The sequence below is a fragment of the Mucilaginibacter sp. BGA-UO-ETr-C110 genome (assembly GCF_059567985.1).
This window is the reverse complement of sequence record NZ_JCAQPB010000002.1, coordinates 5404890-5431003: the sequence shown is the minus strand read 5'-3', so window position 1 is coordinate 5431003 and position 26114 is coordinate 5404890. Positions and strand designations below refer to the sequence as shown.

Genomic DNA, 26114 nt, shown 5'->3' with positions numbered 1-26114 from the left:
CACTAAGCATTTCCTTTAGCTACATTTGGGATAAACACATTAATTATCCCTAATGAAAAACAAATACCATTACCTATTGGCCATAGGCGGCATTGCCCTGCTGGCCGGATGCAGCCAGAATAAAAAAGAGGGTCAGGAAACGGCTAAAGCTATAACTCCCGAGGAGATCAAATCGCACATCGCCGTACTGGCTAATGATTCGCTCCTGGGCCGCAAGCCTTTTACTGCCGGCGAAGCAAAATCCATTGCTTATATCTCATCCGAGTTTAAAAAAGCAGGCCTGGAGCCTGGTAATAACGGGAGCTATTTGCAGGATGTTCCTATGGTGGAGATCACCAGTCAACCATCCGAAACCATGGAGATCAGCGGCGGTAAATCGCCTATGAGCTTGCATAAATTGACCGATTTTGTAACTTTTAGTCGCCGTGAGGTTGATTCCGTTCAGCTTAAGAACTCACCCCTTGTTTTTGCCGGCTACGGCATTGTTGCCCCCGAATTTCACTGGAATGACTATGCCGGGCTGGACGTAAAAGGCAAAACAGTAGTTGTATTGGTAAATGATCCCGGCTTTAAAAGCGGCGACCCAACTATATTTAAAGGCGATACCATGACCTATTATGGCCGCTGGACCTACAAATTTGAAGAAGCCGCCCGCCAGGGTGCCGCCGGTGTTATTATTGTACACCAAACGGAGCCGGCCAGCTATGGCTGGAGCGTGGTATCCAACAGTAACTCTGGAGCCAAGCTTTACCTTACTCAAAAAGATAAACATCTATCACGCTGTAAGGTGGAAGGCTGGATCACGGAAGACGCGGCCAAAAAACTTTTTGCAGATGTGGGCATCACCGGCGATCTGCGTGCCATTGCCCGCAGCAAAAGCTTCAAGGCCGTTCCGCTTAACAGGTCGGTTTCTTTAACTATCAATAATAAGCTTAAATATTCTACTTCGCATAATGTTATCGGCACTATAAAAGGCAGCACATCGCCTAACGAATACATTTTGTATACCGCTCACTGGGATCACCTGGGTATCGGAAAACCCGATGCCAAAGGCGACAGTATTTACAACGGCGCGGTGGATAATGCCAGTGGTGTAGCCGCTATCATCAGCGTAGCCAAAGCATTTCAGCAGGCTAAAGAAAAACCGAAACGCTCCATCGTATTTTTAGCGGTAACCGCCGAGGAGCAGGGCTTGCTGGGTTCTGAGTATTATGCCACCCACCCTGTTTATCCGCTCAACAAAACCATTGCCGATCTGAATATGGATGCCCTGGGCAGCTATGGCGAAACTAAAGACATCGCCATAACCGGCAAGGGCCAAAACGACCTGGAAGATTATGTGGCCGACATAGCCAAACAGGATGGCCTTACTACAGTAGGCGACCGTCACCCGGGAGCGGGAAGCTATTACCGGTCTGATCATTTTAACTTTGCCAAGCTGGGTGTTCCGGCCCTTGACATTAACAATGGCAGCGTAAGCAAAACGCAAGGTGCATCCTATGGTGAAGACAAGCAAAAGGAATACAATGAGCAGCGCTATCATCAACCGGCCGATAATTACAGTGCGGACATGGACGCTACCGGTATGGCACAAATAGCTGATATTCTTTACCGCATAGGCACCAAGCTCAGTAACGAAACCACCGTCCCTGGCTGGAAACCTCATTCGGAATTTAAGGCTGTAAGGGATAAGGCGTTGGCGAAATAATATTTCTCCGGGTCATGCCGAACTTGTTTCGGCATCTCATTAGCATGGTTGCGTTATAATGACCAATTGTCCTGTGGGATGCTGAAACAAGTTCAGCATGATCATTCTTCTTTTACAAACTAAAAAATCCACCCCGTAACAGAAGGTGGATTTTTTTATTGTATATATATAGTGAAACTATCACCCCAAAGGGCTTATTTAGTTGCTCATTTTAGCAATGTTGAAGCTTTCAAAAGCCATTTGTTTGTTGTAATCGGTAGCAATGTTTTTGTAGTTGATCAGGTCGACAATGGTGCCGATAAAGCAAAAGCCGGCGGTAAAAAAGTAAACCAGGCCCATGCCTATCTGGTCGGTCATGAAGCGCTGCACTCCGGATACGCCTACAAAACCGAGTAAAGTAGCCAGCATAATATCCTGCGGATTTCTTCTTTTACCGCCGTAAATGTTTATAAAATACCGCTGTTGATTTTCTGTTAATGATGCTGTTGCCTGTTGTAAAAAGGAAAACTCTTCGGGTGTCATTCCGTCGAACATCATATATGGGTTTGGGTAAGTGTTCATTTTAGTAGCTTTTAAGATTATCGTTTGTTTGATGATATAAAGGTATTACGATAAGCAAAACGAGCCTATGGAAAACTGGTTAGCAGCGGGAACAAGTCGGTGAGCGGGTGGGTTTTGGCGGTAAAATAATAACCTGAATATTCACTATTCTTGAATTGTCATCCTGAGGAACGAAGGATCTTCTTCGGATGACAAATCGACGATACACGTTGTGAAGAAGGTCCTTCAAGCGTTTAGGATGACAAAATTAGTTATAATTGGTTATCAATCAGCCGGTGCAGAGCCCTCGCCACTATCTTTAAACCCATGCCCAAAACCCAGTCTGTCTTTGCCTAAAACATAAATCCTATGAAAAATAACAAGCACGGCGGGGATGCCCAACCAATGGGCGTGAAAAGAATTGCCGATATCACCATGAAACAAATAAATGATGGAATGCCCCAGTCCGCAACCGGGGCACCACTTAAAGCCCATGAGTTTTAAAGGGCACAGCGTAAAATGCGATTCGGCGCCTGGCTTACTAAAAGCCAGGGTCAGCATGGCCGCTACCCAGAAAACCAATTCAAAATATTTTGAAAAGAGCCGTTTAATCAACCTTGTTCGCTTTGTTATGGAACAGTAAAGATACGGCAAACGCCAGCAGCACACCTACCAGCAAAGCGCCGAATATACGGCCCGACGACGCTTCCATTACATTGTTCATGGACACATGCGCGTAGCTAAAATATAATATGGTGGCAAAAACAGTTACAATACCTCCCGCAATTAATATCTTAAAACTTTGTATCAGGGCTTCTAAAAAACCCATCTGACCTTTACAGTCGTTTTTACGATAGCTATAAATCCCGGCAAATAGCCCCAGGGCCGGAATCAAAAACGAAAAGTACTCCAATGTGGCCACTTTTTCGTCGGTTGGTGAAATGCCCGAACCGTGCATCACAAACATCCATATTCCACTTAATACGCCAATGATAATACCCCAAATAATTGCATTCTTCATGGTTTATAAAATTAGGTTAAAACAATAGGTAGGTAATAATGATAAGTTTATTGAATTTACCATTAAAAAGTAATAATTCATAGAGATTGTTTCATTTTGAAGCAAAGATTTTTGGAGTAAGGATTTGGGGAACAAAGAGCAAGGATTTTTAGAGCAAAGAATAAAATACTCCCGGCTACGGGCTTTTCTGAAACAGTGATTATAAAACCCTTGCTTTTCCAAATCCTTATTCCTTGCTCCATAAATCTTTGTTCCCTCGGTCCTTGTTCCCAAAATCCTTGCTCCCTACGCTCTCCCCAAATCTTTTACGTACATTTGCATCAGTTTTGAACATCCGTGATATTTTAGACAGATACAAAGCTGATGACAGGATCAAAGCGTTGGCAACAGCCCTAAACGCTTCAAAAAATCCCAGAATACAGCTACGTGGTTTAGTCGGGTCAAGTGATTCGGCCATGGCGGTAGCATTGTATTTTTTGCAGCACAAGCACATGGTATTTGTACTGCCCGACCGGGAAGAAGCCGGCTTTTTTCAGGCTGATATTGAAAACCTTACCGGGAAAGAAGCCCTACTCTTTCCTTCATCCTACCGCAAACCCTTTGAATTTACCCAGCCAGATAGCAGCAATGTATTGGCCCGTGCCGAGGTCCTGAACGAGCTTAGCCACTCTACCGAGTTTGGACAACTGATCGTGACCTATCCGGAAGCTCTTGCAGAAAAGGTAATTGATCGTGCTTCGCTTGAAAAAAACACACTGGAAATAGCCGTTGGCAGCAAGCTGAGCATTGAGTTTATCAACGAGTTTTTAATTGAGTATGATTTTGACCGGGTTGATTTTGTTTACGAGCCCGGGCAATTCTCTGTACGCGGCGGCATTGTTGATATCTTCTCGTTTTCACATAACCTGCCATACCGGATAGAGTTCTTTGGTGATTCTATTGAGTCGATCCGCACGTTCGAGATCGAAAGCCAGCTGTCTGTTGAGCAGGTTAAAAGCATCACCATTGTACCCAATGTACAATCTAAGTTTTTAACTGAAAGCAATATTTCGCTGCTGGAATATGTGGAGCCCGGTACACAGATATGGATAAAAGATGTGCAGTTTACACTGGACATTATCCAAACCGGCTTTAAAAAAGCGGTGAACCTGTGGAAAGCCCTCTCGGCCGAAGAAAAAACACAGAACCCGGAATGGATAGATCCTAAGTTTGGTTTTACCGACGAGAAACTGATAGCCGACCAGCTATTTGATTTCCCGGTGGTGGAGTTTGGCAAGCAGTTCTTCTATCAGCCTACTACCTCCATCAATTTTGAGATGCGGCCGCAGCCTTCGTTCAATAAAGATTTTACACTGCTTATCCACAACTTTAAAAACAACGAGGCCGATAAGATCGAGAATTTTATCCTCACCGATTCGGCCCGGCAGGTGGAGCGTTTATATGCCATTTTGGACGATCTGGACAAAACCGTAAAATTCACCCCCATCAGCGTTTCCATCCGCGAAGGTTTTGTGGACCAGGAACAAAAACTGGCCTGCTATACCGATCACCAGATCTTTGACCGCTATTATAAATACAAGCTCAAAAAAGGCTACCAGCGTTCGCAAGCCATCACGCTTAAGGAATTGCGCGACCTGAAACCCGGCGATTACGTTACCCATATTGACCATGGCATTGGCAAATATGCCGGTCTGGAAAAAGTGGAGGTTAACGGTAAACAGCAGGAGATGATCCGCCTGATTTACGCGGATAATGATCTGCTGTATGTAAACATCAACTCGCTTAATCGCATATCCAAATACAGCGGCAAAGAGGGTACGGTGCCTAAGATGAATAAACTGGGTACCGATACCTGGGAACGTCTTAAGAAAACAACAAAAAAAAAAGTTAAGGACATAGCCCGCGACCTGATCAAGCTTTACGCCCTGCGTAAGGCCCAGCAAGGGAATGCCTTTTCGCCCGATAGTTACCTGCAAACCGAGCTGGAAGCCTCCTTCCTTTATGAGGATACACCAGACCAGGAAAAAGCCACCGCCGACTTTAAAAAGGACATGGAATCGCCGCACCCGATGGACCGGCTGATTTGCGGGGATGTGGGTTTTGGTAAAACCGAGGTTGCCGTTCGCGCGGCATTCAAAGCCGTAGCCGATAGCAAGCAGGTAGCCATACTGGTACCAACCACCATTTTAGCGGCCCAGCACTACAAAACATTTACCGACAGGCTCAAAGGCTTCCCCGCCAATATTGATTACATCAACCGGTTTAAAACCAGCCGGCAGATCAAGGATACTTTAGAGAAACTGAAAGAAGGTAAAGTTGATATCATTATCGGCACGCACCGCCTGGTAAGCAAGGATGTTAAATTCAAGGATCTGGGCTTGATGATCATTGATGAGGAACAAAAATTCGGCGTATCAACCAAAGAGAAACTGAAGCAAATGCGTGCCAATGTGGATACGTTGACGCTTACCGCTACGCCAATTCCACGTACGCTGCATTTTTCGTTGATGGGTGCGCGTGACCTTTCTATTATATCCACCCCGCCACCCAACAGGCAGCCTGTGGTTACGGAGCTTCATGTGTTTAATGATACGCTGATCAAAGAAGCTGTAGAATTTGAGATAGAACGGGGCGGTCAGATCTTCTTTATCCATAATCGTGTAGCCGATCTGCCACAACTGGGCGGTATGATCCACAAACTGGTACCCCGGGCCCGTGTTGGTATAGCCCACGGACAATTGGAGGGCGATGCGCTGGAAGATGTGATGCTGAAATTTGTGAACCACGAGTATGATGTACTGGTAGCTACTACCATTATTGAAGCTGGTTTGGATATCCCGAACGCCAATACCATCATCATCAATTACGCCCACATGTTTGGCCTGAGCGATCTGCACCAGATGCGTGGCCGTGTAGGGCGAAGCAATAAAAAGGCTTATTGTTACCTGTTAAGTCCGCCATTGTCCACATTAACGAGCGAGGCCCGTAAACGCCTGAGCGCTATTGAAGAATTCAGCGATCTGGGCAGCGGTTTTAACGTGGCCATGCGCGATCTGGACATCCGCGGCAGCGGTAACCTGCTGGGCGCCGAGCAAAGTGGCTTTATTGCCGAAATCGGTTTCGACATGTATCATAAGATCCTGGACGAGGCCATACAGGAACTGAAGGAGGACGAGTTTAAAGGCGTGTTCCCAGATGATAAACCACGACCGTTCATTTCCTTTACCCAGATAGATACCGACCTGGAAATCCTGATCCCCGATGAGTACGTGACCAATATATCGGAGCGTTATAATCTGTACACCGAGCTATCCAAATTGGAAAACGAGGCTGAACTATCGGCCTTTCAGCAACAGTTGCATGACCGTTTTGGTAAAGTACCACCCCAGGTTAACGACCTACTAAACACCATGCGTATGCAATGGTTGGGCAAAGCCATCGGCTTTGAAAAGATCTCACTTAAAAAGAATGTACTGCGCGGTTATTTTATCAGCAACCAACAATCAGCATATTTCGAGTCGGATGCTTTCCGCAATGTACTCACCTTTGTACAAAGCAATATGCGCCGCACCAATCTTAAAGAAGTAAAAAACACCCTTCGTCTCAGCATCGAAGGTGTAAACAGCATTGATCAGGCTGTATTGTTTCTGAATGAAATTGTGGGTATGGTTGGGGTAGATTAAACACTCATTTTATAACAAGCGTCATTGCGAGGTACGAAGCAATCTCTATACTATACAGAGAAAATTGACCTGCCTAAGTAGAGATTGCTTCGTACCTAGCAATGACGTGATGAAGAATTTACACCTTCTTATAAATATCTCTCAGGTTCCTACCCATTTCCTGGTAATCCAGGCCATAGCCTACCACAAATTCGTTCTCAATTTCAAAGCCTACGTATTTAAGCTCCTCAATCGGGCTCAGCAACGCTGCTGGCTTCAACAATAAAGAGCATACTGCAATAGATGATGGATTGCGCTGTTTTAACTTATCTATCAGGTAATGCAGGGTATTGCCGGTATCTACAATATCCTCAATGATAACCACATCGCGGTCTTTAATATCCATGATCAAATCAATATCATCACGAATCTTCAGCTTGCTGGTGGTTCCGCCATAGTAGGATGCCAATTTGGTAAAGGCAATTTCGCAGGGACCTTCAATTTGTTTGATAAGGTCGGCAATAAACAAAAAACTGCCGTTCAGAACGCCAACAAATACAGGGATACTGTTTTGATAATCTGCGTTTAACTGCTCGCCAATAGCTTTGGTACGTTCAACTATTAACTTTTCGCTGATAAGGGGTTCAAATTCAAGATCGGCAATTTTAATTTTCATAAGTGGGGGCTACTTTAATGTTTGGGGGCATTTTTAAACTTGGGTATGTTAAGTAAATTACATACGCATTACGATTTTTGCCCTAAAATAGTATAAATCGCTTACAATAGCACCAAAATAATTATACTGCATATAACGTATCTTTGCACCCCATGATCGATTACCAGGCATATACCTTACCCAATGGCATCCGCATATTGTACAAGCACGCGCCCTTTGCCATAACTCATTGCTGTTTTATTGTAAATGCCGGCTCACGCGATGAGGGAGAGCAACAGGATGGCCTTGCCCATTTCATTGAACACCTGCTATTTAAAGAAACCGAAAGGCGCAGCACCAACCAAATTTTAAACCGACTGGAACTGGTTGGTGCCGACCTGAATGCCTATACCACTAAAGAGTATACCTGTATACACGCGTCGTTGCTTAACCAGCACCTGGAGCGGTCGATGGATCTGTTTGAGGACATCCTGTTTCATTCCACCTTTCCGGAAGATGAGCAGGAAAAAGAAAAAGGCGTGATCCTGGATGAGATAGCCTCTTACCTTGATCAGCCGGAAGAGGCCATACAGGACGATTTTGAAGAGTTACTTTTTCAGGATCACCCCATCGGGAAAAATATTTTAGGGACCGCCGAATCTGTTGGGCGGATGAATGGCGACGATATCCGGGCTTTTATCCGGGCTAATTACAGTACTTCCGAAATGATATTTGCCGTTCATGGCAATTACGATTTTAAGAAGATCATCAAACTATCCGAAAAATACTTTGGGGGAATTGCAGCAAATTCTGCTCAAAAAAGCAGGATAACACCACAGGCCAATCAAAATGGCATTCATATTGTTAAAAAACCGATATCGCAAACGCATTGTATCATTGGGAACCAGGCCTATTCATCGTCACATGCACACAAAAGCGGTTTATTACTGCTTAATAATTTGTTGGGCGGCATGGGCATGAGCAGTCGGTTGAATCTGGAGATCCGTGAAAAGTATGGTATTGCCTACACTATTGAATCAAACTATACCGCGCTTACTGATACCGGTATTTTTTCCATTTATTTTGGAACCGATGCAGAGAAGGCCGAAAAAGCCTCTCGCCTGGTACATAAAGAATTGAAAAAGCTGCGCGAGCAAAAATTAGGCACATTGCAGTTGCACCAGGCTAAAGAAAAGTTCATTGGTCAAATTGCCCTGGCCGAAGAAAACCGCATGAGCCTGATCATATCAATGGCAAAAAGCTTGCTTGATTTTAACCATATTGACACGCTGGAAGATGTTTTTGCCAAAATAAATGCCGTAACAGCCGATCAGTTGTTGGAAATAAGCAACGAAATTTTTGATATTGACAAGCTAATTACACTGAAATTTGAACCTAAATAAGAATAAACCTGTATTTTTGTAAAATGAAGTATCCTATCATCGCCTACGGAGATCCTGTTTTAAGGAAAAAAGCAACAGCCATTGAATCAGACGAGTACCCTCATATAAAAGAATTGGTTGAAAACATGTTTGAAACCATGTATGCCGCGCACGGCGTTGGTTTAGCCGCCCCGCAGGTGGGTATGTCTATGCGTTTATTTGTGGTTGATGCTTCTGTTTTCAGTGATGATGAACCCGAGCTGGAAGGTTTTAAAAAGGTATTTATAAACGCTACCATATTAGAAGAAACTGGCGAGGAATGGGGCTTCAACGAAGGCTGCTTAAGTATCCCCGATATCAGGGAAGATGTATACCGTAAACCGGTAGTAAAACTATCCTATTACGATGAGGATTGGAAACATTATGAAGAAACCTTCAAAGGTCTTGCCGCGCGTGTGATACAGCACGAGTATGACCATATTGAGGGCAAACTTTTCACTGATAAATTAAGTCCGCTGCGCAAACGCCTGATCGAGAAAAAGCTGAACGATATATCAAAAGGGATAGTTGACGTTGACTACCGGATGAAATTCCCGGCCGTGAAAAAAGGAAGATAGTTTTAAGTCGTAAGTCTGAAGCCTTTAGTTCTAAAGTCGAAAACACGTTTTTACCTGGTAGAAAAGACTCTAATCAAAAAAATAGACTTATGGCTTCAAACTCAGAACTTCAGACTTAATTACTACTGCTCTTATTGTCGGAGTCGGTTATTTGTTTGATCAAACTACCCCAGGCAAAGGGATTGAGTAATGGATTGGGTGTTAGGGAATGTGAATTCAGGATACTGGTATGCATGCCCTGGGCCGTGGCCGATTGTATTTCCTGCGCGTCACGGGGCAATACGTTTCCTAAAGCCACCAGCGATGTACGGCTGATATTTTTACGCGCTATCTCCAGGTCATCATCTGCCAGTTTCACAGCTAAAAAATCTTTCTTAAACTCATCGGTAGTAGCCCATGGAAACACGTGAAATGTAGGCAGGTTAATGATCTGCGGTTTCAGGCTCACCTGTAGGGTATAGCTTTTATTGGGCACATTTGCGGGTATAACAACCGTTACTGGTCCATATCCAACACAAGTAAAGCGCAGGGTATCCTGCTCATGCACCACAAATGAAAAGTAACCCTTGTAGTTTGACTGGCCAGCCGAATTATGCGCCGATGTATTGGTAATGGTAACATAAGGCACAATAATACTGGTACTGTCTGCATTATGTACTACACCTGTAAACTGCACAACGGGCCTATCGTCATGTTTTTGTGCAAGAGCCCCAATTGTCACAAATAAAAATAATATGGCTATCAGATATTTCATATACCAATCACCCTCTCCGGATATATTACAGGCTATGCCCGGAAAAAGTTTCAAAACTTTTATCAAAAGTACGTTAATGCCATAAATAAGGCAGGCATTTTAACAATACTTAACACTATCTCAAATTTTCTGGGAGCACCGCGTTAGGGTCGTCAATGTCTGTTAGGTTGATGGCCTCAATACCGGTTATTTCCGGAACAGCTTTTTTAATAGCCTGTTCAATCCCGGCTTTAAGCGTCATGATGCTCATCGGGCATGACCCGCATGAACCCAACAACTTTAATTTAACAACACCTTCAGGGGTAATCTCCTCAATCGAAACATTCCCGCCATCAGTCTCCAAATACGGACGGATGGTATCTAAGGCTGTCTCTACTTGACTTAATAAACTCATTTTAACTAAATTATAATAAAAGTAAAGTTACAACAATTTGTTTATTTGTTCATCAGTTTATTAGTTCATTGGTCTTAACCATGTAATCTTACACAATTAATAGCTCCAATAATAACCAGACGCAAATAAACCAGTGAACTATTGAACTAATGAACCAACTGCTTTCGCGTTTGAAATAGCCACTTGCTGCGCCACACGGCGGGCCATTTCTAAAAATGCCTGCGTCATTACCCCATCTTCTTCCAGTATGGTTGGCTTGCCTGCGTCGCCGGAGTCGCTTATACCCTTTACCAACGGAATTTCTCCTAAAAATGGTACATCCAGCTGCGCGGCCAGTTTTTGCCCCCCTCCTTTACCGAAAATATAATATTTATTATCGGGCAGTTCCGCAGGCGTAAAGTACGACATGTTTTCGACCACACCTAGTATCGGCACATTAATGGCCGGCATTAAAAACATCCCTATCCCCTTTTTAGCATCGGCAAGCGCTACGTTTTGCGGCGTGGTTACAATTACCGCACCCGTAACCGGGAAAGTTTGCGTAACCGTAATATGTATATCGCCGGTACCGGGAGGCAGATCGATCACCAGGTAATCCAGTTCGCCCCAGTCGGCATCGTTAAACAATTGTTTTACCGCGGTTGATACCATCGGTCCGCGCCATGGCACGGGCTGATTAGGATCAGTAAAAAAGCCGATGGACAACAGCTTGATGCCATATTTTTCAATCGGTTCAATGCGTGTTTTTCCATTAACCTCGCTGGCTTGCGGACGTACGCCCTCCAACCCAAACATAATAGGTATCGATGGTCCGTAAATATCGGCATCAATTAAACCTACTTTGGCTCCGGCTTTAGCCAGTCCTAATGCCAGGTTTACCGCCACCGTTGATTTACCAACTCCGCCTTTACCCGATGCAACTGCTATAATATTTTTAACGCCCGGAACACCGGTATTTTTTTGCGACGTAACCCTCGAGGTCATATTGATGCTCACCACAGCCTCTTTGCTTATAAAATGGCTGATGGCATTGCGGCAGGCATTTTCTATTAATGCTTTCAGTGGGCAGGCCGGCGTGGTCAGTATCACCGAAAAGCTAACGTTGTTGCCATCTATATGAATATCCTGTATCATGTTCAGGGTAACCAGGTCCTTTTTCAGATCCGGCTCTTCCACATTGCCCAGGGCTTGTAAAACTTGTTCTTTGGTAATTATCATAATATTATGGCAAATTTATGAAAACAGGTCGTTGATTTGCGTTTGTTAAAGAAACAATTTGCAGAAACAACCGTTTGCAGGGGATAAGATTTAGTTTAGTTTTGGAAAAATTTACACATGAAGCGTCTTAATCCTAAATACATACGCATAGCCGCATTTATACTGATACCCGTACTGCTTATATTTTTAATAGGTGGCTATATTGCCTATTCAAAACGTGAGGCCTTGCTTCAAAAAGCTATCAGCAAAGCTAAAGCAAAAGCCAGGAGGGATTATAATTTAGATGTAAAAATAGGCTCGGCTCACTTTACGGGCTCCAGCACGGTAGCATTCTCAGACATCTCGATAGTGCCCGAACAGCGCGACAGTTTACTTCAAATCAAAAACCTGGTGGTAAGCGTAAAATTATTGCCGCTTATTATTGGCGATATTAAGCTGGCCGATGTCTCTTTGCAGGATGGTTTTATAAACCTGACCAGCGTAAAGGGGGTTAAAAATTTCGACTTCCTGTTTAAAAAGAAAAAGGATACTACCGCCACGCATGATAAGGTTGACCTGGCCGATCTGGCCGATCACCTGGTGAACGAAGTGCTGTACAAGATCCCAGACAACCTTCACCTGACTAATTTTTCGATCAGTTTCAGGGACGACAGTACCCGGCTAAAACTGCTGGCCAAAACAGCCCTGATTAAAGACGGCAACCTTACCTCAACTATTGATGTGGATAATGGCGCAGCTACCTGGCATGTTGCTGGTAAAATGCACCCCTCTGATAAAGATATCGATGTAAAACTTTATGCCGATGGTAAAAAAGTGGAGCTGCCTATCATCCAAAAAAAGTTCAAGCTTGTATTAAATTTTGATACCATCAGCACCAGGCTTACCAAAGTGGAGCACAGTGGTGGCGAAACAAAAATTTATGGTTCATGGGCTGTACATAACCTGCTCATCAATCACCCGGGTATATCATCAGACAATATTGTTTTTCCGGATGCATCTATTGATGCTAATGTATTTGTGGGTAGCAACTATGTATCTGTTGATAGCTCATCGCTCATTCATGTTAAAAAACTTACCGCCCATCCTTTTATCAAGTACACCCTGAACCCGGTAAAAATATATGAACTTAAGATCAATACCGGCTGGTTAAATGCGGCGGATATTTTCGACGCATTCCCTTCGGGGATGTTTGATGCCCTGGATGGTATACAGGTTGCGGGTAAACTCAACTACGCACTTAATTTTTATATGGATGCCTCCAAACTTGACGATCTGCAGTTCGACTCCCGTCTGAGCAAGGATGGCTTCCGGATCGTGAAGTTTGGCAAAACGGATCTCACGAAGCTTAACAGCTCTTTTGTTTACACGCCTTATGAAAGAGGCAAGCCCATGTCGCCGCATCTGATCGGGCCCGAAAACACGGAGTTTACTCCTCTTTCCGAGATATCACCCAACCTGCGCAATGCGGTAATGACCGCCGAAGACCCTTCATTCTATACCAATCATGGTTTTGTAGAAGAAGCTTTCCGTAAATCGCTGGTTACCGATTTTAAAACACGCAAATTTAAACGTGGTGGTAGCGGCATATCTATGCAGCTGGTAAAAAACGCCTTCCTGAGCAGGGAAAAAACCCTGGCCCGTAAGGTTGAGGAGATCCTGATCGTGTGGATGATTGAAAACAACCGCATCATGAATAAAAACCGGATGCTGGAAGTTTACCTGAATATTATTGAATGGGGCCGCGGCATTTACGGTATATCTGAGGCATCACATTATTATTTTGGCAAATCGCCGTCTGAGCTTAGCCTGGGCGAAAGTATTTACCTGGCGAGTATTGTTCCTTATCCGAAGGGTGGCTTATATGCTTTTCAGCCTGATGGCACGCTGCGTCCGGGCCTTCATGGATACTTTAACCTTATTGGTAAATTAATGGCGCAGAAGGGCTATACGGCTCGCGATACCAACGCTTACGGCTTTTATGGCGTTCGTCTGCGGGAAAGCCTGCGCCGGGCCATTGCACCGGTGGATACCGCTACTGCCGATAGCCTGATGAAACAAAGCGACGACAATGAAGTAATGCCGGTACTGGAAGATCCTGTAAAAAAACCAAATTTCTTTCAGCGTCTTTTTGGTAAAAAAGATACTACCGGCAAAAAGGCAGAAGAGCAGGAAAAGGTAAAAGAGAAAACCGCTAAAGAGAAATTGAAGGAGCAAATTGAAGCTCTTAAGCAGGAGTATAAGCTAAAAATTGACAATATTGATACTGCCGGCAAAACCCGGAAGGATATAAGACAGGAAAAGCGACGCCTGAGAAAAGAGCAAGATGATAAAGAGGATGAGCTGAAACAAAAAGCCAACTTATAGCTTGTGATAGGTATTGATGTAAATTGGATGTTTAAACATCCAATTTACATCGGGGTGACTATTTTAAATGTTTAAACATCTAATTTTGTTTAAACAAATAGAAAGTATCATGTCATTCATAGAAAAATTACAGTGGCGCTCTGCCATTAAAAAATTTAACCCCGCTAAAAAACTAACTGTTGCACAATTAGATGGCTTATTAAGTGCTGTACAATTGGCACCCTCCTCATACGGTTTGCAATCATACAAAGTAATTGTTGTTCAGGATGCGGAAACCAAAGCCAAACTGCGTGCTGCTGGCTATGACCAGGCACAAATTACAGATTCATCTGCCCTGTTCGTTTTTGCATCATTAACCACGCTTGATGAAGATTTTGGTAAAAAATTCATCGACCTGATTGCCTCAACCCGTAATGTTGCCCGCGAAACCCTGCAAGGTTATGAGCAGGTAATTTTAGGAACCCTGAGCAGCCGCACCGACGAGCAAAAAATTGCCTGGTCACACAGGCAAGCCTACATAGCTTTAGGTGTTTTGTTAAGCGCAGCCGCCGAACTGGGTATTGATGCCGGTCCGATGGAAGGTTTTGATGCCGAAAAATTTGATGAAATATTAGGTTTAAAAGAAAAAGGCTTAACCACCTCGGTGATCGCTGCCGTTGGCCACCGTGCCGACGACGACGTTTACAGCAAAATGATCAAAGTGCGCCGCCCAAAAGAAGAGTTGTTTATCCACGTTTAATACAATTTAGATATTAGAGTCAGGAACCAAGAGTTAAGATTGTAACAAAAAGCTGTCTCTTGATTCTTGACTCTTATATCTTGATTCTTTCTCCTCTCCTAACGCTAAGTGAATCAATGGCATGGCCTTTGCACATATATCATAATGATAAAAATGATCATGGCAAAGAAGATCTTGATAGTTGACCATAATGGCTTGATGACGGAGGTAATGTCATACATATTAACCAGTAATGGTTATGAAGTAATTACCCTCGACAATGCTGTCCATATATTCAGCAACATCCGTCAAAACCATCCTGATCTTATTATTCTTGATGCCGTTTTACCCGGTATAGATGGCATAGATGTATGCCGCCTCCTGAAATGGAACAAAGAAACCCAAACCCTTCCGGTAATTATTTGTACAGACAGTGAAAATGCCGAAAACTATCTGAAACAGGAAGGGGCCCCTGATGATATACTGCACAAACCTTTTGGTATGAATAACCTGATAGAGACGGTTGAGCACCAGCTGGCCGCCTAAACATCTGCCACTGTTTTCTTTAAAATGCCCGATTTAACTACAACAATTGTATATTTACCCCGAGGAGAAAAAGATGGGTCTGCCACTACGAATAACATATAACGATACCGACCACGTTTACCAGATAAACACAGCGCCGATCAGTAAAGCCACTACAGAGCTTGAAATACTATTAAACGGCGAGAAAATAACACTTCAAAAAGATATCCGCGGAGCATGGATACAACAGGGAGATGGTCCGCTGATTGATCCGGAATTAGCCCAGGCATTAGGCCGGTCTGTATCCCTTCGGTTCAGGATGTAATTATTCTTCTCTGAGTTTTCCCGGTCAGCTATACGTAGAATAAACGCTACATAACCTGATTTTTCCAATACAAATCTTCACCAGGGATCATTGGCCTTTTTTATAGTGCCTGTAAACCCGCTTTTATAGCGCCTCATTGATTTTATAAATTAAACCCGGTATTTTTGTTTCATGAGTATTCTTGTAACCGGAAGCGCCGGTCACCTGGGCGAAGCCATTTTACGCATGCTGAAGGCACATGGCCGGCAGGCATGGGGTGTGGATATCAAAGCTTCAGCTTTTACAGATCATGTAGGGTCAATAACCGACAGGGATTTTATCCGTAGTTGCCTGAAAGATATACAAGCGGTGATCCATACCGCAACCCTGCACAAACCGCACATCGCCACCCATACCAACCAGGATTTTATCGACACCAATGTTTCGGGCACGCTAATATTGCTGGAAGAAGCCGTAGCTGCCGGTATAAGCACCTTTGTTTATACCAGCACCACCAGTACATTTGGCGCGGCTATGAATCCCGCCCCCGGTGAGCCTGCAGCCTGGATCACCGAAGAAGTAACACCCATTCCCAAAAACATTTATGGTGTAACCAAAATAGCCGCCGAGAACCTATGTGAAATGTTTGCCCGCAAGCATGGTTTGGGAGTAGTGATCCTGCGGACATCAAGGTTTTTCCCCGAAGCTGATGATGATGCCGCGGTAAGAGGAAAATACACGGCTCCAAATGTACAGGCAAACGAACTGCTGTACCGCCGGGTAGAAATGGAAGACGTGGTCGACGCGCATATCCTGGCGGTTGAAAAAGCCCGGGCTATTGGATTTGGCCGTTATATCATTTCGGCTACAACACCATTTACCAGGGATGATCTGGCTCTGCTTCACACCAATGCCCCGGAAGTGATAAAAAGACTTTTCCCTGATTACGAACACCTTTTTGCCCGACAGCAGTGGGCCATGTTCCCGCATATCGACCGAGTTTACGTGAACAGCCGGGCCCTTGATGAGCTGGGATGGCGACCCAAATATGATTTTACTTATGTACTGAAATGCCTTAGCGAAGGTATCGATTTCAGGAGCCCACTATCGCTCGATGTAGGCAGCAAGGGATACCATGATACTGTTTTTGAACAGGGCCCCTATCCGGTTGAATAGCTACAAAAAGTGGGTTTACATGGTTTACACTTTTCATGGTTAACATTATTGTATTTTATTGATAATAAGTTGTTTATGTTTATTTATGGTCGAAAAGTGGGTTTACACTGTAAACCATAATTTATCACTTCCCAAGGAAAGTAATAATCCCCGAAAAGGCATGTGGTAAGCATATAGCGCATAGCCGACTCACCCCGACATAGCTGCGCTCGTCACCCCTCTCTCCGCTTCGCGCATAGAGGGGGTTGCCTTTTTTGTTTTCTTCTCTACCCTCTTTCCGCCGCAGGCGAAGAGAAGGTGGTCCAGCGAAGCGTAGACCGGGTGAGTCGGTCGCCGACATGCCTGCTTTTCCCGAACTTATTCTGGCCTTTCCCTTACTAGGAACTGGTTCTTGTCTGGATAAATTCTTTCTGATAGTTCAGCGGGCTTTTACCGGTTATCTGTTTAAAATATTTATGGAAATTGGTAAAGTTGTTAAAGCCGCTTTCGTAGCAAAGCTGTTTCAGCGGCAGTTTATTTTCGATCAGTAGTTTGCAGGCATGCCCTACCCTGATCTCCAGTAAAAATTTGGAATATGTTTTACGCGTGCGCGATTTAAAATAACGGCAAAAGGAGTTTGGACTGATCCCGGCCAGATCAGCAAGTTCATCCATGTGGATCTTGTTTTTGAAATTAGCCAGCGAGTACTCGTAGATCACGTTGATACAATCGTTTCCGGATTTCTCAATGTTCGGACTAAATCCAATAGACGACAGGATATCGGCATGCTCATATCCGGCAATAATATTTAATGCTTCCATCAACAGGATGATCCGCTTGGATCCTTCGGCGGTAAGCAGGTCTTCCATGATCCCGGCTATCGCTTTTTTTGCCCTGCCGGTAATTTGTATCCCCCGGCGGGCTTTTTCCAATACCGTTTTGATCATCTTATTTTCGGGCAGCTGCAAAAAGCCGTTCCCCCAAAAGTTCTCACAAAAATGGGCCACCCTGATATCCACAGGAGCTGTTTCTTCCTTTGAAAAATAAACATCATCAAAACGCCAGTAATGCGGCAGATAAGCGCCTATCATCACAATATCGCCGGTGTTAAACTGCCTGATATTATCGCCGACGAACTGGGTTCCGCTCCCTTTTTTAAAATGGATCAGTTCAATTTCCGGGTGGTAATGCCACCGGTTATTAATACATGGGATGAGGTCTTGCCGTACACTAAAGGACTGCGCGGGGCCTGCTGATACTTTGAGTAATTGTGGCTTCATTCAATTTGAGTTTAATTGGTTATCAAAACAAAAACTATTGCTCCCGGATAGAGATATCGGCAAAATAAACATCCTCATCCCGTATATATTCCGCGCTTTTCAGACTGCGGTATACTCCCCACTTTGGCCGGCAAAATGAGATACCCTTTCGCCACAGATCGATATCCTTATTGGTATAGTTCAATAATATTTTGCCATCTGTCACCCGTTTGATCATGACAGTATAAGTGCCATGGGAATCATAATGCAGTATCTCGCTTACCTCAACCCAGGCCCCTTTAAAATCGGCCAGGTTTACTTTGGTTAATACCCCTTGTGAGCTTTCCTTTGCCGAACCGGTATGGATAACCTCCAACTGATCGGGCTGACCAAACCGGGGCGTAAAAGTGATGATCGGCGCACCCGCATCGCCATCGCCCGCCTTAATCTGGTGGATATGGGTAAATGTAGGCTGCGCTTTAAAGCCGCTGTCTATTTTAAACTTCCATTTGTATTCAACCGTTTCGCCCAGTTCGCCTTTCAATTTAGGGGCAGACGGGCCATAAGTTTTGATCTCCACCCGCTCCCGGTCGAAATTTTTGCAGCGGTCATTATCCTCCTTAACATGGCTGTGAAAAACAAATACATATTCGTTCAGCTGTTTATCAAAGGCCTCTGTAATATGTTTAACCGGGTGCGCGCAATCCGGCACTTCGCAGGCATCACCTCCCAATACCCGCGAGATCTGCTTATAAGCATCACTGCTTCCATCAGCTTTCAGCACAACCTGGGCCTTTAGCGTGCTTCCCGTAAGCAGCACGCCGGCTATTAAACATAAGGGGATACTCAATTTCATGGCTTAATCAATTGCCCCGGTTTTCATTTTACCCGCTGGGTTTGCTGTTTGAGATGCTACCGCTCCCTTCACTTCCAGCTTAATTACCGTGGCTATATTATCTGTAGCACTAGCCGGTATATTTACAGTTACACCATCGTTGGATGCTCCGGTTTTCAAAGCCGCTCCACCTGCCAGCATTTTGGCGCTAACTATTTCATTTTTTAAACCCGGAACTACCAACTTGCCATCTGCCGGCCAGTTAAATACGGATAAGTACAGTATGGTATTTTTACCATCGGGTTTAAGCGTACAGCGGCCCCAGCTTAGCGGTTGTAATGGGCTTGCCTTGGTAGCGTATATCGCTTCGCCGTTTACCTTCATCCACTCACCCATCTTTTTTAAGGAAGCTATACTCTCCTGCGGAAATTCGCCTTCGGCTGTGGGACCAACGTTTAGCAGGTAATTACCCCCTTTTGAAGCAATATCGATGAGGTTATGGATCAATGTTTCGGGCGATTTCCATTTATGATCATAGCTTTTATACCCCCAGGTGCCATTCATGGTCATACAGGTTTCCCAGTCTTTACCATCCAGCTCGCTCAGGTTAGGGATCTTTTGCTCGGGTGTTTTATAATCACCGGCAAAGTTGGGACGTTTCAAACGATCGTTAGTGATGATATTGGGTTGCAGCTTTAACAGGTCCTGCAGTTTTTGAGCAAACTCATCGGTCATGTTGGTTGGGGTATCCCACCAAATCACCGCTACATCGCCATAATTGGTCAGCAGTTCTTTTACTTGTGGAACAGCTACCCTGTCGATATACTCGCCCATGGTTGATGAAGTTTGCGCCGGATCCCAATGACCGGTGTGATCTTTGGTATAAGCATCTATTTTGGCCGAATCGGGGTTTGGCCAACCTTCAGCACTTACCTTGCGGGCGGCGGCGCCACCTGGGTTATTCCAGTCTTGAGCCTGCGAATAATAAAAGCCCAGCTTAATACCATATTTTTTGCAAGCCGCAGCCAGTGGTTTTAATACATCCTTGCCATAAGGTGTGGCATCGGCAATGTTCCATTTGCTGGCGTTTGATTTAAACATGGCAAAGCCATCGTGATGTTTCGCGGTGATCACAATATATTTCATACCCGCTTCTTTGGCCAGTTTTACCCAGGCATCGGCATCATATTTTACCGGGTTAAATTTTTTGGCAAAAGCCTGGTATTCGGCTACCGGGATCTTGGCCCTGTTCATGATCCACTCGCCGCCATGCCCTACCTCATAGCCTTTGTACATGCCACCCAATCCGGCGTAATCGCCCCAGTGAATGAACATACCAAAACGGGCTTCGCGCCACCATTTCATGCGCTCATCGCGCGAAAGCTCTTTTTGAGCAAAAACACTATGTATAAAAAAGAAGGACAGCAAACATGCTATAAAAAGTTTTTTCATCAGGTTTTTATTTTGGCAGGAACAATACCCGCCCAGGTTTATACTATTATTATTGAATTAATGAGCACAGCCGGCTAAATAGCCAGTATGATTTACGGTTATGCTTAATTGGTTATGAACTACATTTGTATAGCTCTTCATATACTATACAATGCGCGTGGTGTTTGGTACCACATTAGGCTGTAATAATCTACGCAAACGTTTTCGTTCGGGTCATATCTTACTGTTCGGGCTTCTCCCCCTTTCCATATATAAACCCACATTGCTGATGGCCACATAATCGCTGGCTTTCAATACGGTCAATCGCACTTTCCAGGCGATGGTGGCGGGAAATTTTATCACCTGGTTTCTTCCAATGGTTGTTCCCTGTGTCAGCAACTTCCAATCGCTGTCCAGCTGGGCTTCCACTTTATACGCGGCTATATGTTGCCCCTGTTCATTAAGTTGAAGGGTGTTTATCTCAACCGGGCCTTCCATATCAATTTCGAGTGTGGCTTTGGTTACGCCATCATTGGTACGCCAGTAAGTTGCGGAGTTGCCATCAATCGCTTTTTCGCCACCAAACTCGCGGGTATTGCCTTTTACATCGTTGGTGTTCACAGGGCGATCTATGGCTTCATTAAAGCCCAGTTTATCCCTTTGTGTTTTAAGCGGCAATAGGTTTACTTGCTTATTCGGAAACATGTCAAGGGTGTTGCCCGTGTATCCTATATTTTTAAGACCTTTGGCGCCCACACGCTCAGTCAGCTGCGCCAGGTAAAGACTTTGGATCTCGACGGGCGAACCGTGTGCATCAAAATTACCATCGGTCAAAACGGGTGCGCTGTCAAATAAGCGCGCGGTTTGTTCGCGTTTGCCAATACAGCCAATGGCCCAATTTGCCGCACCCGGCGGGTTTTGAATAACGTATGTTTTGGCGATACAATTCCAGGCTACGGCCCAGCCCATCGTCCAGCCATGGCCCGAACCCGCGATACCCCGGTTCATAAAATCTATGCCGCCATCCGGTACCGTACAGTTATCAACCAAAAGCCCGGTGGCCCAACGTTGATGGGGCTGCACCCGGCTGCGTGTGCCCCTAAAGGTGCAATTAAGTAAAACATTCGGTCCTGCAATTAAGGAGGAGGTCCAAACGAAATACATGTTGCCGCCGGTAATTTCGCAGCGGTCTATCAGGTTTTGCCCGCCCTCCAAACTAAAATCTGTTGGTTTGGATGCGCCCAAATTGGCATAGGTATGTTTTACGATCACTTTTTCCATCGTGATGCGGTTACCGGCAAGCACTGTGGTGTTCATGGTTTCTTCGCAATACACATCTTTTACCCAGCAATCGTCGCCGCCAACGCGGATACCGGCATAAGGGGCATGACCATAATCAATTTCGAGCGGCGGGCATTGGATATGTATATTTTCGACACCTACCTGCGTAACCCGCGAAACCGGTTTTGCTTTTATGATGATGGTACCCGGGGAGTTTAAAAAGCGGGCATCGTAAGAGTCGGCCAGCGGAATATCAATTGTCAGTTTATTTCCGGAGATGGCTACTATCTTTCTTTTGGTAACACCCCGGGAACCTGCTTTGAGCCAGGTTTCTTTTTTGCCATCGCGCCACATATTGTCCATTTCCATAAAATGTACCCAGCTTTCGGTTACCGGCCGGTTAATGGCTATGGTATCGCCAATGGCAAACCCCGAAGCATCAGTAACGGTAAAAGATATACTCCCCGATGGCACGTAAGCATCGGTAATAACCGTTTTGGCAGCATTGGCAGCGCTGCTATCAGCTCTTTCTGTACGACCTAAGGGCACATTGGTGTTACCGCGACCGATAACTATGGCTGTATGATGCCCGCCAACCATTTTAATGGTGGTACCGTTTGCGTCACTACCATGACCACGTAATACTACACCATTGGTTGATAAAAGGATGGAACCAGAACAAGTGAATATACCCGCAGCCAGTTCCACCGCTCCGTGGAACCCGTTTTGCAGCGGCATGGCACCAACTTCATCTATAGCGTTCTGAATGGCCTGGGTATCATCATTCCCCGATGGTTTTACTATGCGTTTTACAGGCACAGCCGGGAATGCTATACCACCGCCCATATAACCTGCGGATGAAAAATCCATGATCCTATCGCCGGTGGGTGTGGTTTTATAAACCAGCTTACCATCCTTGCCCTTATATACCCATTGACTTTTACTTTTTTGTGCAAACGAACTGGCGGTTATCAGCCAGCATAATATAAATACGGTAATGTTTTTCATTTGATAAGATCTGCTTAATTTTTAGCCTGATAACCAACATCGGCAGGGTTAAGTGCATGTGCTTTGACCGGGGCCTTCCTTTGTTCATCAGCCCCAATATCAAACGGCGCGATACGTGGTTGCCCGTCCATATCTGTACTCACCGCCGGGTATGCAGCGCTTCCATGGTCAATAGCCAGACTACCAGCCTGTATATGATATGTTCCTGAGGCATTTTTTGACAGTTTAGGATCGGCTGTAGTATAGCCTTCTATAGGCATATTGCCGGCATCTTTTACCTGGAATATTATATTACCCAACCATTGCGGATTGGTGTATGGACCAGAAATGGTAGCTGCCGAACCTCCACCCTGGATAATATTATTGGCCACGGTGATGTAAGTGGCACCCATGCCATTCTTCCGGGCGGTTTGGATGATATTTTCTTTATTGTTAACGAGTGTGTTAAAGGCAATGAGCACCCGGTCTGGCCGGTCGTGTGCGGTAAGCTGGGCACCGTCGGCAACTTCACCGTCGCCATTCCCGATCACTATGGCCGAGCTGCAGTTCTCAAAATAATTGCTGTAGATGAGGTGATCGTCGCCAAAGATCCTTAGACCCGGCGTATTGAAAAAGTAATTGCCGTATACCAAACTTTTGTTACCATGGCGCAGGGTGAACTGCGCCGGGCAATCACGAACGGTATTATACCGGAGCGTTACCGCCGATGCTTTAACCGAGATGAGTTCGTTCTCTCCCTCACAGCGTTCAAACAGATTATATTCAACCACACTGTTGCTTGACGATAAACTGAAGCCGCTTAAACCAAACTGCAATGCCTCTGCCCCGTTTTTACCCCCCTGGCTGGCAAAATTGTTAAAATAGTTATGGTGAATATGCAACCTCTCGGCTATTTGCTTACCCTCACCGCGAATGGCGACAAACCGTCCCATCGCGTTTTTATTCTGGAAAGTGTTATGATCTACTTCCTGGTCGCTGCCGGCTACAGTAAGGTCTTCCCCATCGCCCTGGTTTTCAAATATGTTTTGGGTGAACCTGCAGAAGCTGGTACCTATCCCCGTTTTGGCTTTGGATGCCGCATGGGTGAATTTAAAACCACGGATGATAATATATGCAGCCGGGCTTTGTAAACTAAAACCACCCTTGCCGGTAATTTCCGCAGCGCCTGTATGTTGAGCGGCAATAATAATCGGCTTTTCGCGTGTGCCTTTTTCACGAACAACAATATCTTCGGTGGTGGTATAAAGGCCATCGGCCAGTAGGATCAAATCTCCAGGCTTTGCCTTATCAATCGCCTTTTGCAGATCAGCAACGGACGAAACCATAATCGTTTCTGCCAGCAGTATTTTTGAAGGTAACCATAATAAGATAATAAAGACAACAGCCAGCCTGGCCATATGGCTTTTTGAATAGATGTAAGGATATTTTTTGCGCATGATGCTCTATTTTTATGAGGACAAAAAGTATAATGTGACTAACATCGGCTTATTTTTTAAGGGTTCGGTTGCACAAAGAAGCTAATTAATACACTCCATTGGCTTTATCATTATTGTTACAAACCACGTATTTTTACTGCCTGTGCAGATGCGCCGGATGTTAATACCAGGGCCTTGTCGGCTTTAGAGGTGTCTCCGCCATCTATGATAATATTACTGCAATCCTTACCCTCGGCCTGCAGCAAATTGGTAACTGGTGTTAGTACCCGCAGGGCGCTTACCAAAACATCGCGGGTGTTTATAAAACGGAGTAATGATTCAGCGTTTTTTTGGCCTTGTGCACTCAGCCCATTCACCGCGGCATCTTCCACATTGTCCAGTATAAGTGCCGGGCGCAGATCCGGGCTGTCCATTGTCAGCCTTACATTGTGGAGGGTTAGGCCTCGTACATTCCGGGCGTATATGCCATAGGCTGGTGGCACCCCTATCTGGTAATATTCCGCAGCTACTTTGGGGACATCTCTTACGGCTCCCTGCTCTGCCGTGCCGCCCCCTGGAAATGTGATGTGCACATCGTTGAAGCTGATGTTCTCTAAAAAAATATCATCCATGGCATTCAGTGTGACACATGAAAATATTTCGCCGGGATTGTATTTACTGGTAAACTCCGAACCGCGAAGTTGCACTGGTTTTACCACCGTTGCATGAATATGATTAAACGATATGTTTCGCACTATGGCAGGGGTATTCGCAACGGGATTAACTGAAGATTTTCCATTACCCGAGCCTATGGAGATAGGACCGGTTACATCTTTCATCACCAGGTTTGAAAACGAGATATTCTCAAACCGCGAGCCCGGCGAGCAACGCATTTTTATGGGGCATCCATAGGTTTCATAGATGAGGCAATTGGAAACAGTGATGTTCTCGGCCTCGCCTCCCCCAAACCGGAATACGGACCAGCGGGTACTAAAAGAGCAATCTGAAACGGTTACAAACTTACAACTGCCAAACAGCGCACAGGCATCATCCTGGCATTGCACATCGCAATTGGAAACATGCATATACGTGCTGCCTATAAAATGAAAGCCATCGTTATTATGGATCACTTTGCTGCGGATGTATAGCCCTTCAAACTTTCCTAATGTGCACATACAAACCCTTATGGAATGATAGGCGCTGTTGATGAGCGAAATATCACGCACGGTTAAATTCTTACATTGATAAAAAAGCAAATGATACGGCCGATGGTTCCCCGAGATCCCGGCCGGTGGCAATACCCCTTTGGTATCACTGCGAAATTGTGCCCCCTGGCCGTCGATAGTGCCATTTCCTTCAATGGTGATATTTTCGGCATTGGCGGCAAATATCAACCCAACATTGCCGTCGTTCATGGTCCATCCACTATCCAGGGGGATAGCCTCGCTGGCATGATATTGTTTACCATCGGCGCTGCCCAGCAATTTCCCTTGTGCGGATATGTGCAGGGTAACATTGCTTTTCAACTCAACCGTACCGATCACAAATACACCGGCCGGAACCAGTACCGTGCCCCCCTGTTCTTTATTACAGGCATCAATAGCCGATTGCACCGCGAGAGTATCCGTCGTTTTGCCATCTCCTTTGGCGCCAAAATCACGAATGTTGTATACCCTTGCCCCAATATCGTTAGCCATGTTTTTTACCGGATCGGGATGATTGGCGCCAAATGAATTTGAGGTAACCGCGGCCAATCCTGTTCCTAACGAGATCTTACCCATCGCACCCAACCAATTACGGCGTGATACGGATTTGTCATGTGTGTCTGCCATTTGTTTTTAATTTCAGTGTGTTTAAAGAACCGGCCG

Annotated in this window: 22 protein-coding genes; 9 read left to right on the top strand and 13 right to left on the bottom strand. The window is 45.1% G+C overall.

Annotation, left to right across the window (positions count from 1 at the left end; genetic code table 11):
- Window positions 1–52: 52 nt before the first annotated feature.
- Window positions 53–1708, top strand: coding sequence for a M28 family metallopeptidase (locus tag AC57BQ_RS23360; protein WP_496408547.1), 1656 nt, complete (start codon window positions 53–55; stop codon window positions 1706–1708).
- A 198-nt stretch (window positions 1709–1906) separates the two neighbouring features.
- Here AC57BQ_RS23360 and AC57BQ_RS23355 read toward each other — a convergent pair whose 3' ends face one another.
- The 3 genes from AC57BQ_RS23355 to AC57BQ_RS23345 all read right to left on the bottom strand — a co-directional run bounded on the left by AC57BQ_RS23355 (window position 1907) and on the right by AC57BQ_RS23345 (window position 3269).
- Window positions 1907–2269, bottom strand: a complete 363-nt coding sequence (locus AC57BQ_RS23355; protein WP_090473867.1) for a TM2 domain-containing protein — start codon at window positions 2267–2269, stop codon at window positions 1907–1909.
- 264 nt (window positions 2270–2533) lie between these two features.
- Window positions 2534–2863, bottom strand: a complete 330-nt coding sequence (locus tag AC57BQ_RS23350; RefSeq protein ID WP_496408546.1) for a DUF2752 domain-containing protein — start codon at window positions 2861–2863, stop codon at window positions 2534–2536.
- On the bottom strand, window positions 2856–3269 hold the full coding sequence (locus tag AC57BQ_RS23345) for a DUF4199 domain-containing protein (RefSeq protein ID WP_090473790.1): 414 nt from the start codon (window positions 3267–3269) through the stop codon (window positions 2856–2858). The genes AC57BQ_RS23350 and AC57BQ_RS23345 overlap by 8 nt, the downstream gene beginning before the upstream one ends.
- A gap of 326 nt (window positions 3270–3595) precedes the next feature.
- Here AC57BQ_RS23345 and mfd point away from each other — a divergent pair, with 326 nt between their 5' ends.
- The gene (gene mfd, locus AC57BQ_RS23340) at window positions 3596–6952 is read left to right on the top strand and encodes a transcription-repair coupling factor (protein WP_496408545.1); all 3357 of its coding nucleotides are present in this window, start codon (window positions 3596–3598) and stop codon (window positions 6950–6952) included.
- 118 nt (window positions 6953–7070) lie between these two features.
- Here mfd and hpt read toward each other — a convergent pair whose 3' ends face one another.
- The gene (gene hpt, locus AC57BQ_RS23335) at window positions 7071–7607 is read right to left on the bottom strand and encodes a hypoxanthine phosphoribosyltransferase (RefSeq protein WP_496408544.1); all 537 of its coding nucleotides are present in this window, start codon (window positions 7605–7607) and stop codon (window positions 7071–7073) included.
- 155 nt (window positions 7608–7762) lie between these two features.
- Here hpt and AC57BQ_RS23330 point away from each other — a divergent pair, with 155 nt between their 5' ends.
- Both AC57BQ_RS23330 and def read left to right on the top strand, forming a co-directional pair.
- Window positions 7763–8989, top strand: a complete 1227-nt coding sequence (locus tag AC57BQ_RS23330; protein WP_496409491.1) for a M16 family metallopeptidase — start codon at window positions 7763–7765, stop codon at window positions 8987–8989.
- Between the two features lie 23 nt (window positions 8990–9012).
- Window positions 9013–9585, top strand: coding sequence for a peptide deformylase (def, locus tag AC57BQ_RS23325; protein WP_496408543.1), 573 nt, complete (start codon window positions 9013–9015; stop codon window positions 9583–9585).
- Window positions 9586–9700: 115 nt separating this feature from the next.
- On the opposite strand, the gene AC57BQ_RS23320 is transcribed toward def, so the two are convergent.
- The 3 genes from AC57BQ_RS23320 to AC57BQ_RS23310 form a co-directional block, all read right to left on the bottom strand.
- Window positions 9701–10393: a peptidase associated/transthyretin-like domain-containing protein gene (locus AC57BQ_RS23320; RefSeq protein WP_496408542.1), complete on the bottom strand. Its 693-nt coding sequence runs from the start codon at window positions 10391–10393 to the stop codon at window positions 9701–9703.
- A 61-nt stretch (window positions 10394–10454) separates the two neighbouring features.
- Entirely contained in the window at window positions 10455–10733 is a 279-nt protein-coding gene (locus tag AC57BQ_RS23315; RefSeq protein ID WP_090473784.1) for a NifU family protein, read from the bottom strand.
- A gap of 138 nt (window positions 10734–10871) precedes the next feature.
- Window positions 10872–11951 carry an Mrp/NBP35 family ATP-binding protein gene (locus tag AC57BQ_RS23310; protein WP_496408541.1) on the bottom strand — a complete coding sequence of 360 codons (1080 nt, stop codon included), beginning with the start codon at window positions 11949–11951 and terminating at the stop codon, window positions 10872–10874.
- Window positions 11952–12068: 117 nt separating this feature from the next.
- Here AC57BQ_RS23310 and AC57BQ_RS23305 point away from each other — a divergent pair, with 117 nt between their 5' ends.
- The 5 genes from AC57BQ_RS23305 (at window position 12069) to AC57BQ_RS23285 (ending at window position 17038) form a co-directional block, all read left to right on the top strand.
- Window positions 12069–14315: a transglycosylase domain-containing protein gene (locus AC57BQ_RS23305; RefSeq protein ID WP_496408540.1), complete on the top strand. Its 2247-nt coding sequence runs from the start codon at window positions 12069–12071 to the stop codon at window positions 14313–14315.
- Between the two features lie 109 nt (window positions 14316–14424).
- Complete coding sequence (locus AC57BQ_RS23300) at window positions 14425–15054, top strand: NAD(P)H-dependent oxidoreductase (RefSeq protein ID WP_496408539.1); 630 nt, start codon at window positions 14425–14427, stop codon at window positions 15052–15054.
- A 159-nt stretch (window positions 15055–15213) separates the two neighbouring features.
- On the top strand, window positions 15214–15579 hold the full coding sequence (locus AC57BQ_RS23295) for a response regulator (RefSeq protein WP_176852188.1): 366 nt from the start codon (window positions 15214–15216) through the stop codon (window positions 15577–15579).
- A 46-nt stretch (window positions 15580–15625) separates the two neighbouring features.
- On the top strand, window positions 15626–15883 hold the full coding sequence (locus AC57BQ_RS23290) for a hypothetical protein (protein WP_496408538.1): 258 nt from the start codon (window positions 15626–15628) through the stop codon (window positions 15881–15883).
- A 171-nt stretch (window positions 15884–16054) separates the two neighbouring features.
- Complete coding sequence (locus AC57BQ_RS23285) at window positions 16055–17038, top strand: NAD-dependent epimerase/dehydratase family protein (protein ID WP_496408537.1); 984 nt, start codon at window positions 16055–16057, stop codon at window positions 17036–17038.
- Window positions 17039–17415: 377 nt separating this feature from the next.
- On the opposite strand, the gene AC57BQ_RS23280 is transcribed toward AC57BQ_RS23285, so the two are convergent.
- The 6 genes from AC57BQ_RS23280 to AC57BQ_RS23255 all read right to left on the bottom strand — a co-directional run bounded on the left by AC57BQ_RS23280 (window position 17416) and on the right by AC57BQ_RS23255 (window position 26078).
- Window positions 17416–18297: an AraC family transcriptional regulator gene (locus tag AC57BQ_RS23280; protein ID WP_496408536.1), complete on the bottom strand. Its 882-nt coding sequence runs from the start codon at window positions 18295–18297 to the stop codon at window positions 17416–17418.
- A 34-nt stretch (window positions 18298–18331) separates the two neighbouring features.
- On the bottom strand, window positions 18332–19132 hold the full coding sequence (locus tag AC57BQ_RS23275) for a hypothetical protein (protein ID WP_496408535.1): 801 nt from the start codon (window positions 19130–19132) through the stop codon (window positions 18332–18334).
- 3 nt (window positions 19133–19135) lie between these two features.
- Window positions 19136–20563, bottom strand: a complete 1428-nt coding sequence (locus AC57BQ_RS23270; protein WP_496408534.1) for an alpha-L-fucosidase — start codon at window positions 20561–20563, stop codon at window positions 19136–19138.
- 213 nt (window positions 20564–20776) lie between these two features.
- A complete protein-coding gene (locus AC57BQ_RS23265; RefSeq protein WP_496408533.1) occupies window positions 20777–22831 on the bottom strand; it encodes a discoidin domain-containing protein in 2055 nt (684 codons plus the stop codon).
- A gap of 14 nt (window positions 22832–22845) precedes the next feature.
- A complete protein-coding gene (locus AC57BQ_RS23260) occupies window positions 22846–24267 on the bottom strand; it encodes a chondroitinase-B domain-containing protein (protein WP_496408532.1) in 1422 nt (473 codons plus the stop codon).
- Window positions 24268–24383: 116 nt separating this feature from the next.
- Window positions 24384–26078 carry a glycoside hydrolase family 28 protein gene (locus tag AC57BQ_RS23255; protein ID WP_496408531.1) on the bottom strand — a complete coding sequence of 565 codons (1695 nt, stop codon included), beginning with the start codon at window positions 26076–26078 and terminating at the stop codon, window positions 24384–24386.
- Window positions 26079–26114 lie beyond the last annotated feature (36 nt).